Genomic DNA, 12,377 nt, shown 5'->3' with positions numbered 1-12,377 from the left:
TGGAGTTTCTGGAAAATCATTATTGTCAATGTCAATTTTGGTTAATTGATCATTGCTCTTTTGGCAGTTTGTGCCAAGCACCTGCTGCCTTTTTTTCTTTTTCTAGTCCAAAGTCCAGTAATCCCTATTTGTGCCAAGAATATAAATTCGCAAAAAAAATAGCGGGTTTAACCCCGCCAGTTATAAGGTGTTGAAATGTAGTTGTAAGTAGATTAACGAAAAAGAATCAAGGTAACTAGTCACAAAAGTCACATGTGAGCATGACTATAGTCATATACCTTAGGGAAGAGGGAATTTTATCAAACCGTTAGTAGAACTAGCTTACGGTCGATTAGCGATCGCACGATATCCAAACTTAGATCGGGGACTTCCGCAAGAATACTGGCAATATCAACTTGGCGATCGCAAGCTTTCATCAACAGAAACTCTGGCTCAGATAGATTCACGACACCATAATCACCATCAAACAGAACGCGACCTTCCCAGCCATCAATGCAAGGATGTCGCTTGGGAATGGTCTTTAATAGATTGCGATCGATCGACAAATCGATCTGGGGTAGCGGTGGACGCGTGAGAAAGAATTCGTAATGGGTAATGTCGGTATCGAGAAGTTCGATTAAGCGGTATTGCTGGCGCAAAGGTAAGGCTTTTGCCTTAGCAAGAAGTTCGAGGTTATTGCCTAATAACTTCTCTAACGACCAGACTTTAGGATTAGAAAAGCCCACAAACTCTAAACCAGAGGCATCAATCAACTCAAACAGGCTATCAACGGTATAGTCAATCTCATGGGGATGCACGTACATATCGGCAAAGCATTCATCCCGATGATTTTCTAGCTGCCAGCGGGTCTTTTCGCGCTGTACGAGTCGGTTGGTTTCAGGTAGCGTTGCAAATAGTTCGCGACCTAACTTTACACCCTGTTTGATATCGGATGTTGTTGAGTCGCTTTGGAGTAAAGCGATCGCCTGTTGCATCAGGCTAATTTCCCAACGCCCGATCGCGGCATAGACAAAAATATGGAAAATGCCACCTGGGGCAAGTTTCTTAGCGATCGCTTGGATACCGCCGATCGGATCGGCGGTATGGTGCAACACCCCCACACAGTTGATCATGTCAAAACTACCTTCAACGAGATCGAGGTCAAATAAACTAAGTTGTTGAAACTCAATCTTGCGCTGACTTGCAGAATCTTTACAAGTACGTTTAACGCGCTCTTGCGCTACCGCTAATGTCCCCGCACTAATGTCGATCGCCACAATATCTGCATGGGGGTTGAGATGTGCTAAATATTCTGTGCTGACACCACTACCACAGCCTGCATCTAAAATACGTGGCGAGTTTGTTTGTGGAGCCATGCCACCCGTACAAAATCCATAGGCGGCTTCCCAACTCCAACGCCAGTTATATCCGGGGGGAGCCTCATCTAAAATTGGATCGGGTGGAAAGGGATAGGTATCATAAAGTTGAGCAACTGCATTTGTAACTGCTTGCGTGTCTAGAGGCTGACGATCTGAAAGAATATCTGGCATATGCGGAGCGAGTAGTTCTAGTTCTTGAGTTTTTAGATAAGCGGGTAGAAATGGGAGACGATCTCAGACCAGCTGCAAAAAAGAGGTCTCATAGGGATTGTTTGAAATCATTTAAGTCCCCAAGCAGAGCAATCTCACCCGACCTCCTGTAAATAGCTTAGCCTGTGTTAACTCTGGCTGCACGCTTGGTGCTGAATCTAGCAAAGAAAATTAGTCATTGCCCCTTTGCCCATAACTTATACCAATTTCTCTTGAAATTGCGACAGATGGGGTTTTGTGTTCCGCGCGGAGCGCGGTCTTTTCAAAAAGATGCGTTGCATCACTTTTTGAAAATGGTATTACGCCATTTTCAAAAAACTGCGGCTTTGAACGTAACTCAAATATCGAGCTGTTGAAAACGAAATTGGCATTATAGCGATCGCGAATTGCGTATGAACGGAGTATGGGCTTTTCGCCCCATGCAGGCATCTTGCCTGCCCTACAAATTACATTACAACCCGTTTAGGGGCGCTATTAGGATTGCTATAGGCAGAATTTTAATTTAATTTTTAAGGTGAATGACCTTCCTATTATGGGTTTGGATCTATATATCAAACAAATCTACGGCAAGCCACTGTAATTAGTGTGGATTTTGGTATGATTTTCTGCAAATATGTAAAAAGTATTTCATCAAACATATCCATTGCGATCCCATGAAACTTAGTGGCACAGGTAGCGATCTTCGGTATTTAGACTTGCAACGCGATTTAGGCAAGCAATCTGGTTTGCCCATGACTCCCAATCAGCCAGAAAGCACAGAACCGATGTTTTACTACTTTGCCTATGGTTCTTGTATGTGTCCTGTGGATCTCAAGCGATCGCTTGGTGAAAATACCCATCCCTATGTTGTTGGTGTGGCTAGGTTAAATGGTTATCGATTGGGATTTTATAATTACTCCCGAGATCGTAACTGTGGCTGCTTAGATATCGTCAAAGATGCAAATTCTTCTGTGGAAGGCGTTCTATACCAACTTCCCTGGCGACTAAGCGATCTGCTCGACAAACGTGAAGGGGTAGCCCAAGCCAACTATCGTCATGAAATGGTCAATCTTCAATGTCAAGATCGTTGGTATCTCAATGTTCGCACCTATACTGTCATTCAAAAACTGACAGAGGAACTCGCGCCAAATGACTGGTATTTCAATGTTGTTCTACAAGGGGCTGTAGTCTGTGGGCTATCTCAAGGCTATCGTTGGCAACTATTTGAGCATATGTACCAATTACAAAGCCGTCAATCTTCGACACAGCTTCAGATTGCCTAATCTTCCATTTTTCGCTCTTCAATTATCCTTCATACCCATCTAAAGCATTATGACTACGGTTTTATCGTTTCCTATTCCCGTACACCCTTTAAATGATGTAACTACCTATTTGTTCTCGCGACATTCGATGTTGCCCTATAGTCCAGATTTTCTATGGCAAATCGAATCTGGCATTGTACGCACCTTAACTTGGTTCGAAGATGGAACCGTTGTAACGTTAGGGCTATGGGGAGAGGGAGATATCGTCGGTAGCGCTTTATCAACGATGAATCCTTACGATATTGAATGCCTCACCGATGTCAAAGTCAAAAAACTGCCCCGCGAACAATGGCATGAAGCTACAGAAGCCATGGTTTTGCATATCCAGCGCAGTGAGGAGTTCTTAAAAATTGTACATTGCAAACAAATTGAATTAGCACTGTTGCAACTTTTAAACTGGTTAGCTAAGCGATTTGGACGCGCCGTTGATGAGGGACAACGAATTGAGATGCGCCTCACCCATCAAGAAATCGCCGAAATTATCGGGGCAACTCGAGTGACGATTACGCGGACGCTCAGCAATCTCAAAAAGCAAGGTGTGCTTCTAATCCACGAGCGATTTATGATTCTCTCTCCCGATCGCCAAGACTTCTGGCATTATGAAATTTGAACGCGATCGCATTTTCAAAAAACTGTAGGTGGCACAGAAGTCAAATCCCAATCTGTTGAAACTTCAATTGAATTGGGTATGAGACTCAGTCGCAAACCCCTGCCTGCAAATCGATGGCGAGGTAGGTAGTGGATTAGAGCAGCAAGACGCAGCGAAGCAATTACTTTGCTATGTCTCAAATAATGGTAATCTAAAGTAAAGTTTTGTTGCTAAATTTTATCCCACCTTCTCTAACTCTATGCTGCGCCTCGAACATATCCAAAAAATTTATCCTACAGGCGAAGTACTTAAGGATGTCAGCTGGGAAGTAAAACCCGGCGATCGCACGGGTTTAGTGGGTGTGAATGGGGCAGGTAAATCGACGCAGTTAAAGATTATTGCGGGGGAAATCGAACCCACCTCTGGGCAAATTATTCGTCCCGCTAGTTTAAAGATTGCTTATCTTACCCAAGAGTTTGAAGTCGATCCCAGCCGTACTGTCAAAGCAGAATTTTGGGCAGTGTTTCATGAAGCCAATCAAATTCAGCAAGATTTAGCTGTTGTTCATCGAAAAATTGAAAACCTGAAGGAAGGAGATGATTTCGACCAACTGCTCAAACAGATGGATCGACTGCAACGTAAATTTGAAGCGATGAATGGCTACGAGCTAGAAAGTCGAATTGATAAAATCCTACCCGAATTGGGGTTTGAACTGGCTGACGGCGATCGCACGGTCGATCAGTTCAGTGGTGGTTGGCAGATGCGGATGAGTTTAGGCAAAATTCTTTTGCAATCTCCCGACCTATTGCTTTTAGATGAACCCACGAACCATTTAGATTTGGAAACGATTGAGTGGCTGGAGCAATATCTCAAATCGCTTAAAACACCGATGGTGATTGTCTCCCATGACCGTGAGTTTCTAGATCGTCTCTGTACGCAGATTGTTGAAACAGAACGCGGTGTTTCTACCACCTATTTAGGAAATTATTCCAATTATTTGTTGCAAAAAGAAGAACTGCGCGATGCCCAAATGAGTGCGTTTGAGCGCCAGCAGAAATATTTAGAGAAACAGCAGACCTTTGTCGATCGCTTCCGAGCTAGTGCCACCCGCAGTACGCAAGCCAAGAGTCGTGAGAAACAGCTTGACAAAATCGAACGCATTGAAGCCCCTGACAGCCAAGTTCGCACCCTGAGATTTCGCTTTCCCCCTGCCTCCCGTAGCGGACGTGTCACGGTAGAAGTCAAAGATCTTACCCATGCCTATGGCGATAAAATTTTGTTTTTAGGGACAGATTTGATTATCGAGCGCGGCGATCGCGTCGCTTTTGTTGGTCCCAACGGTGCGGGGAAGTCTACCTTATTAAAGATGATTGTGGGACTTGAGGAAGCAAATGATGGCGAGATTACCCTCGGTCATAATGTTCTCCCAGGCTATTTTGAGCAAAACCAAGCAGAGGCATTAGATTTACATAAATCTGTTTTCGACACGATTCATGATGACTTCCCAAAACTGACGAATGAAGAAGTTCGCACGATTCTCGGACAGTTCCTCTTTACGGGCGATACCGTATTCAAAAAAGTAGCAGATATCAGTGGAGGAGAAAAAGCTCGACTGGCTTTAGCCAAGATGTTGCTCAAGCCCGTCAACTTCCTAATTTTAGATGAGCCGACCAACCATTTGGATATTCCTGCTAAAGAGATGCTAGAGGAAGCGCTCAAGAACTACGAAGGCACGGTCGCCATTGTTTCCCACGATCGCTATTTCATCTCACGGGTTGCCAATAAGATTGTGGAGGTTCGAGATGGCGAGTTGCGCGTCTATGCGGGTGACTATAATTATTATTTAGAAAAAATCGACGAGGAACGTCGGGAAGCTGCCCATGCTGCGGCAATGGCAGCAAAAGCTGCAAAAGATGCGGCAAAGCGAGCCAAAGAAAAGGAAAAACAAAAAACAAAAGCCAAATAACGTCACGGTCATTTTTATTTCTAATGCCATTTCCCATTTTTCTTGCTCCTCCCTCGCCTATAAAGAGAAGGAGTCTGAGAGGGAGAGGTCTCTTAATCTCACACAAGAATTCTTCCTGCTTCTACCTCAAAAATCTGAGCGGAATCTAGCCACTTGGCATCAAAGGAACCTAGATGGGTTGTGGTGATAATCGTTTGTACCCGATCTTCGATCGCATTTAACAACTGATTTTGCCTCAACAAATCTAACTCCGCCAAGACATCATCCAGTAATAACAGAGGTGGTTCGCCGATAATCGCTTCGATCAATTCCAACTCGGCTAATTTCAACGCTAGCACCAACGTTCGCTGTTGTCCTTGGGAACCATACTCGCGGGCAGGTGTTTGATTAATGGTCAGATTGACCTCATCGCGATGTGGCCCCACCAAACTCGTACCCTGTCGTTGTTCGACGATCGCCTTCTGCTGAATCTGCGCTAAGAAAGCTTGCTGTACCTGCTCGACCGTATCGCTATCGGTAAACTCAAATTTTGGGGCATAGGTAATTTGTAACTGTTCGCTGCCTCCACTGATGGCTTGATGCCATTTCTGCGCGATCGGGGTGAGGCGTTGTACCAGACGAGATCGCCTGCGGGTCAGCCTTGTGCCCGTGGTGGCAAGTTGGGCATCCCAGAGCGATAATTGCTGAGGATCGAAGGTCACTCCACCCTGACGGATCGACTTGAGCAAAGCATTGCGCTGACGTAAAACTTGATTGTATTGCTGGAGCAAACTCGTATAGATCGGCTCAAGTTGCACCAATACCGTATCTAGCCAAGTGCGCCGACACTCAGGACTGCCGCGTACCAAATCGAGATCGAGGCTGGAGAACATCACCGCATTTACTTGTCCCAAAAAATCGAGATGGCGCGGCACAGACAGCCCATTCATCGAGAGGGTGCGGCGGCTTTCGCTACGCAGTCGGATGACTAACTCAACGGGTGAGAGCGCCCGATCGCAAATTGCCTGAATTTCCCCAAGACTAGCGCCATCTTGAACCAAGTCGCGATCGCGGCTAACTCGATGCGATCGTAGGGTTGCCAGCAAAAAAACGGCTTCCAATAAATTTGATTTACCTTGGGCGTTATTGCCCACGATAATCGTCTTGGGAGCCGCAAACCCAACGAGTTGATCGCTGTAATTGCGGAAATGCTTTAGGTGTAGGCTCTTCAGATACACTTCAAATCGCGATCCTGTCAGTTTTTCTGGGATACTTAGACTTAGCTTTTTAAGGATACATTGATATCCATGCCAGACGACTCACCAGATCGCTTGCCCAGCGATCGCCCCGATCTAAATCAGCCAGATCCGAATCAGCCAGATCCAAATCAACCGATCCCCAGATCTCGCAAGCAGACGATCGTGCGGGGGATTTTATTTTTTTTGGGATTGGGACTGGCTTTAGCGATCGCCTATTTTTCCCATTGCCCTAGCCCAGAAATCGGACTATTTCCACCGCCACCCCAAAGCCACACCCATACAATCTACCTGGTGAAGCATGATTTTCACACGGGCATTGCTTGGTCGCAAACTGAGAATATCAAACAGGGCAAAGTCCTGATGGGAGCAGAGAAATGGAAGGATTCGCCCTATGTGGAAGTTGGCTGGGGCGATCGCCAGTTTTATTACAGCAACGACACTTCGATTTTATCCATGATTCGTGCCATGGTAATTCCTTCACCCAGTACGCTTCATGTTGCCAGCTTTGCAGAATCTCCAGAGGTATTTTTTCAATTCCCCGTGTTTCAGTTGGAACTATCCGAGGCGGGTTTTGAGAAGTTAGTTGCCTATATCCAAAGAAGTTTTCAGACTGATACGAAAGGCGATCGCTTACCGCCCATTTCCGATCGCGGACAATATGGTATCAGTAATTTCTACGAGTCCGTTCCCAAATACTTTTTTGCATTTAACTGCAATACTTGGGCAGCGGCAGCTTTGCATCATGCGGGTTTGCCCACCTGCGATCGACGAACGTTATTATCCGAGCACTTAGCCGATCAAATTAAGCCCTATGCTTTCCGCATTTTCCCCGCTTCAAAGTCCTCGCAAAAGAAATAGATGCGCTTCTGATTTCTATTATGACTCTATTCCTCTCTGTCGAACATCGTCTCATAGTTCAAAATCACGCTGAGAATACATATCCTGAGGAATGTTGCGGCTTGTTGCTGGGTACGATCGATGCTCAAGATTCCTCGATCAAAGTGGGTATGGAAGTGCGTCCCATGCGGAATGCTTGGAATGAAGAAGTCGCTCGCGATCTTCAAGCAGTTTTACCCACAGCTTTGGATGCCAAAGCCTCTCAAGCCTCCTCAAGTAAACTAGACCGTTTTAGCATCGATCCGCAGGAAATGTTGCAGGTGCAAAAGGAAACACGCGATCGCGGTTTCACCATCATCGGAATTTATCATTCCCATCCCAATGCCCCAGCTATCCCTTCAGAGTTCGACCGAGTTGTGGCATGGCAGCGGTATTCCTATGCGAACGCATCAGTGAGGGTAGGGCAGGTAAGTGAAATTCAAAGTTGGGTTTTAGATGAAAAAGGAGACTTTCAAATGGAGGGAATCAGATGAATCCTATATCCCGAATTCACCTTATAGAAGGGAGCAAAAGTTGAGTAAAGTCGAAACCTGTTAATTAACCTCAGAATACTTCATGCTAAATTCGGTTGACTGGGAATGGTTAAGGTAAAAATCGAGCCTTGGGGTTGGTTATTCTCTACAGCAATACTCCCACCATGGGCCTCGATCGCAAGTTTGCAGAAGGTCAAACCCAAACCAATTTGAGTCGTATCTTTAATCAACGTACCAATCTCATACTTCTCAAAAATCAGTGGCTTTAATTCTTCATTAATGCCGCTACCAAAATCGCTCACTTGAATTTTGAGATCGCCAGATTCGGGATATTCAGCGCTAAGAACAATCTTACTTTTAGCAGGAGAGAACTTAATCGCATTGGATAATAAATTCTCTAAGAGACGACGAAATATAAGTGCATCTACATGTACCCTCTTTCCCTGTGAGGGGAGATGAGCAACGATTTCAAGATTTCTTTGCGTTGCGATCGGTTCAAAATCTTGAATTACTTCACGACAAAGGGCATCGAGATCGATGTCTGTGTAATTGAGCGCGATCTTACCTGACTCGATCTTTGCCATCAATAACAGACTTTCGATTAAAGATTGCAATCGCTGAGCGGAATGGATAATACCATCAACCTTTTTTTGTTTGCGTTCGGGTGGAAGTGAGGGAGAATTTAGCAATTCTGCGGAAAGCATAATATTTGTGAGCGGATTGCGCAAATCGTGTACCATCATATGCACCATATCTTCGCGCATTTTCAGCAGTTCTTGTAAGCTGTCGTACTGTTGCTTGATCTGCAACATCGATCGCACTCTAGCGCGTAACTCGATACTGTTCACAGGCTTGCTCATAAAGTCGTTGGCTCCTGCTGCCAAGCATCTTGCTAGGTCTTCTTTTGCGGTGAGCGCCGTGACCATGATGATGGGAACTGGCTTCCATTTTGGCATGGATTTGATCGTTTGACAGACTTCTATTCCATTTAGTTCTGGCATCATCACATCTAGTAAGATTACATCAGGCTGAAATGTTTCTAAGCGATCGAGCGCCTTCTGTCCGCTAGAAGCATAGTGTAAGTCAAAACTTTCTTCATCTAAGAGGGTTTCAATTACATCAAAGTTATTTGGTTCATCGTCCACAATTAGAATCGAAGGCGGCGTTTTCATAAATGGCTAAACCAAAAGGTAATGATGAACCCATTTTACATAAGTTCTAGCTTGCTAATTTTCTAATAGTTGCTGAATGCTTGTCACTAACTGTTTTAGCTTCACTGGCTTGGTTAGATAGTCATTAGCACCTGCTTCTAGACATTGCTCGCGATCGCCTGGCATGGCTAACCCTGTAATTGCCACAATCGGTATGTGAGAGGTTTGGCGATCGGCACGGATTTGGCGTGTGGCTTCTAACCCATCCATGGTTGGCATCTGAATATCCATCAAAATTAGATCGGGTTTTTGGGCTTTAGCAAGGGCGATCGCCTCTAACCCGTCTTTAGCAACAAGTAGTCGGTATCCTCGACTTTCTAGATAATTACTGAAAGTATGGATATTAGCTAGATTATCTTCAACAATCAAGATGAGGGGAGGCTCACCTTTTGTAGGAACTTCCACAACAAAGGCGCGATCGCGCTCGGACTGTTGCCGATCGCTATAGGTGGAAGTTGATGTAGTTGGTGTAGATGTAGAAGTATTTGACGGTCTGAGCAAATTCTCCAATTGGCGGGTATTGGGTAATCGCACTGTGAAGCAACTTCCCTTACCAAGCTCGCTAACTACAGAGACGGAACCACCATGGAGTTCAGTAATTTGTTTGACGACAGTTAGCCCCAAACCCGTACCCTCATATAATCGACTGATACTACTGTCAATCTGTACAAAGGGTTGGAATAGTTTGCCGATGTTTTCAGGTGCGATGCCAATACCCGTATCGTTGACGGAGAAAACGATTGCGGTGTCAAGTTGTTCTTCTCGATTTCTGATCGCCTCCATTTGGACTTTAAGGGTTATGATGCCGTTGTTCGGTGTAAATTTGACGGCGTTACTAAGCAAGTTGATCAGTACTTGGCGCATTCGTCGTTCGTCAACGACGATTTCTCCTAAATCTGGTTGGAGATCTGTACGGACTTGAATGCTTTTCTTAATTGCCTGTTGCTTCACAAAGGTTAGACAGGATTCGCAGAGATACTTAATCGAAACCGAAGTAACTTCAAGCTCAAATTTACCCGATTCGATTTTGGAAACATCTAGAATATCGTTGATCAATTCCAACAGATGACTGCCACTACGCGTGACGGTTAAGACAGCTTGTTTCTGGCGAGCGTTAATCGTTCCAAAGACTTCATCTTGCAAACATTCGCTCATTCCCAAAATTGCATTGAGAGGGGTGCGAAGTTCGTGACTCATATTTGCGAGAAATTCATCCTTGAGACGGGTGGCTTGAGATAGTTGCTGGTTGGCGATCGATAGTTTTTCGTTTGCTTCTTGAAGTTCGAGTTCTGCCAGTTTGCGATCGCTGATATCGGCAAAATACCCAACAATCTCAATAGGTGTGCCCTCGCGATCGCGCACCAAGCGCATTTCATCCCGCATCCATCGAAAGTTGCCATCCCTATGCAAAAAACGGTATTCGTGAATAAAATGTCCCTGCTCGATCAGGTTTGCCAAGTCCGCAAAAATTTTGGGTAGATCCTCTGGGTGGATGTGGTGAGCCCAAAAGCTGGCATCCAGCAAAAACTCTTCAGGCGTATAGCCCGTAGACTCCAAAACATTGTCACTAATGAAAGTCGTACCATAATCGCCATAGGCAGTGCAGGCATAAATAACTGCCGGACTTGACGAGAGCACAAATTGCAAGCGTTCTCGTAAGACTTGATTTTCGATGGCGGCACGTTTATATTCAGTCACGTCACGCAAAATCCCCTGTGCGATTTGCTCTCCACCCACTTCGATCAGGCTACTCGTGATTTCAAGTGAAATGCGTCTACCATCTTTACGCAAAGCAGTACTGCTCAAAATCGATCCAAGGCGATCTTGTCTCACTTCCCAAAAATGGGCGCGGGCGGATTCTAGTGCCTCTGGTGGATAAATTTGACTCATGTGCATTTGAGTCAACTCATGGTGGGAGTAACCCAGCATTTCTTCGGCTTTTTGATTGACTTCGAGCAGGTTTCCCTGCATATCGGTCAGCACAATAGCGTCACTGGCTCCAGCCATCAGTGCCTGATAGCGTTTTTGGCTTTCTAAAAGTTCGGCAGTCCGCTCCGCAACCCTGTACTCTAGTTCTTGGTTGAGGAGGTGCAGATCGGCTTCAGCTTGTTTGCGATCGCTAATATTGACCAAGGATCCTGATAGTCCGCGATCGCTTTTTAGACGTACAGACATTTCAAACCAAACGATTTGGTTGTTGGCATCGCAAAAACGGACTTCCTGTCCCTTGACCTCTGTTTTAGACGCAACATTATCGGAGATCGCAGCAAGATTGCGATCGTCGGGGTGTAAAAATTGGATCAATGGCAGACCGAGAGAGCTAGGCGTAGCATAGCCTAGATTTTCTGTCCAAGCTGAATTAAGGAAGATGAGTTTCCCTTTAGCATCCGTTTCAAACACAACTTCATAGAGATTTTCTACCATTTCACGATAGCGCTTCTCTGATTCCGCCAGCTTATCAGCCAAGCGATACTGAATCAGATCTTGCAACTCGCTTTCAGAAGGAGAAGTCATACTGTTGCCTCTAAAGACTGACAAAACTGAGTATGTATAACCACGTCCTTAATCATTTTAAGAATTCTTTTCCCTGCGAAGCAATTATTGAGATTACTAATGAGAAGTAGTGCGTTTTTATGGGAATCATCAAATTTCATCCTTTAAAATCGCAATTGACCCGATCGTTGATATTCAGCAGACAACCCTGTAACCCCATCCCACCTTGCAATTTAAACTGAGCTGTGCTCTCCCCTCCCAGATCCTAACAGAGCTTACAGAAGGGATTTGCCCTAGCCCTTTATCTCATGAGAAGACGCGTGAAAGCGTTCTGAGCAAAATCAGTAACATAACAATACTAAGTAATTTATCGTTTTGATTATATTATTATCTCACGATTATAAACAAGTTTTCTTTTTTTAACGTGAATTCGGGATAAGGTATTGAGAACGAAACATAGGGCGTACAAGCGTTCTGGGCGAGCACTGGGGCATCGCCCCTACCACAATTCGTAGGGGCAGCGCCCCCGTGCCTGCCCTGATTTGCTGGATAAATGGGATTTTTGGGGGAGAATTTGGCATTTACGGCATCAATAGTTCAGATAAAGGGTTCAGCTTTTCTTATCTCGAACTGAGGTTTTT

The 12,377-nt window shown here is 45.0% G+C and carries 9 protein-coding genes; 5 read left to right on the top strand and 4 right to left on the bottom strand.

From position 1 onward, the window contains the following. Positions 1-299: 299 nt before the first annotated feature. Positions 300-1,529, bottom strand: a complete 1,230-nt coding sequence (locus ACP2WE_RS24570) for a class I SAM-dependent methyltransferase (RefSeq protein ID WP_425218153.1) — start codon at positions 1,527-1,529, stop codon at positions 300-302. Positions 1,530-2,299: 770 nt separating this feature from the next. Between ACP2WE_RS24570 and ACP2WE_RS24565 the strand changes: the two genes are divergently transcribed. The 3 genes from ACP2WE_RS24565 to ACP2WE_RS24555 all read left to right on the top strand — a co-directional run bounded on the left by ACP2WE_RS24565 (position 2,300) and on the right by ACP2WE_RS24555 (position 5,424). Next, entirely contained in the window at positions 2,300-2,830 is a 531-nt protein-coding gene (locus tag ACP2WE_RS24565) for a gamma-glutamylcyclotransferase (RefSeq protein ID WP_425218155.1), read from the top strand. A gap of 49 nt (positions 2,831-2,879) precedes the next feature. After that, positions 2,880-3,479, top strand: a complete 600-nt coding sequence (locus tag ACP2WE_RS24560; protein WP_425218152.1) for a Crp/Fnr family transcriptional regulator — start codon at positions 2,880-2,882, stop codon at positions 3,477-3,479. A 238-nt stretch (positions 3,480-3,717) separates the two neighbouring features. Then, entirely contained in the window at positions 3,718-5,424 is a 1,707-nt protein-coding gene (locus ACP2WE_RS24555) for an ABC-F family ATP-binding cassette domain-containing protein (RefSeq protein WP_425218151.1), read from the top strand. A 98-nt stretch (positions 5,425-5,522) separates the two neighbouring features. Here ACP2WE_RS24555 and recF read toward each other — a convergent pair whose 3' ends face one another. After that, complete coding sequence (recF, locus tag ACP2WE_RS24550; protein ID WP_425218150.1) at positions 5,523-6,641, bottom strand: DNA replication/repair protein RecF; 1,119 nt, start codon at positions 6,639-6,641, stop codon at positions 5,523-5,525. A gap of 69 nt (positions 6,642-6,710) precedes the next feature. On the opposite strand from recF, the gene ACP2WE_RS24545 reads away from it, so the two are divergent. Further along, the gene (locus ACP2WE_RS24545) at positions 6,711-7,520 is read left to right on the top strand and encodes a DUF2459 domain-containing protein (protein ID WP_425218149.1); all 810 of its coding nucleotides are present in this window, start codon (positions 6,711-6,713) and stop codon (positions 7,518-7,520) included. A gap of 20 nt (positions 7,521-7,540) precedes the next feature. After that, complete coding sequence (locus tag ACP2WE_RS24540) at positions 7,541-8,032, top strand: M67 family metallopeptidase (protein ID WP_425218148.1); 492 nt, start codon at positions 7,541-7,543, stop codon at positions 8,030-8,032. An 80-nt stretch (positions 8,033-8,112) separates the two neighbouring features. Here ACP2WE_RS24540 and ACP2WE_RS24535 read toward each other — a convergent pair whose 3' ends face one another. Further along, positions 8,113-9,204, bottom strand: coding sequence for a hybrid sensor histidine kinase/response regulator (locus ACP2WE_RS24535; protein WP_425218147.1), 1,092 nt, complete (start codon positions 9,202-9,204; stop codon positions 8,113-8,115). Positions 9,205-9,258: 54 nt separating this feature from the next. Beyond that, complete coding sequence (locus ACP2WE_RS24530) at positions 9,259-11,757, bottom strand: hybrid sensor histidine kinase/response regulator (protein WP_425218146.1); 2,499 nt, start codon at positions 11,755-11,757, stop codon at positions 9,259-9,261. Positions 11,758-12,377 lie beyond the last annotated feature (620 nt).

Origin of the sequence: Tumidithrix helvetica PCC 7403 (assembly GCF_965232925.1) — a bacterium.
GTDB lineage: Bacteria > Cyanobacteriota > Cyanobacteriia > Pseudanabaenales > Pseudanabaenaceae > Tumidithrix > Tumidithrix helvetica.
This window is presented reverse-complemented; position numbering and strand designations above follow the sequence as displayed.

Bases quoted from the DNA above. Each gene is read 5' to 3' on its own strand.
- ACP2WE_RS24560 (WP_425218152.1), top strand. From the start codon at position 2,880: ATGACTACGGTTTTATCGTTTCCTATTCCCGTACACCCTTTAAATGAT.
- ACP2WE_RS24570 (WP_425218153.1), bottom strand. From the start codon at position 1,529: ATGCCAGATATTCTTTCAGATCGTCAGCCTCTAGACACGCAAGCAGTT.
- ACP2WE_RS24530 (WP_425218146.1), bottom strand. From the start codon at position 11,757: ATGACTTCTCCTTCTGAAAGCGAGTTGCAAGATCTGATTCAGTATCGC.
- ACP2WE_RS24535 (WP_425218147.1), bottom strand. From the start codon at position 9,204: ATGAAAACGCCGCCTTCGATTCTAATTGTGGACGATGAACCAAATAAC.
- ACP2WE_RS24565 (WP_425218155.1), top strand. From the start codon at position 2,300: ATGACTCCCAATCAGCCAGAAAGCACAGAACCGATGTTTTACTACTTT.
- ACP2WE_RS24555 (WP_425218151.1), top strand. From the start codon at position 3,718: ATGCTGCGCCTCGAACATATCCAAAAAATTTATCCTACAGGCGAAGTA.
- ACP2WE_RS24545 (WP_425218149.1), top strand. From the start codon at position 6,711: ATGCCAGACGACTCACCAGATCGCTTGCCCAGCGATCGCCCCGATCTA.
- ACP2WE_RS24540 (WP_425218148.1), top strand. From the start codon at position 7,541: ATGACTCTATTCCTCTCTGTCGAACATCGTCTCATAGTTCAAAATCAC.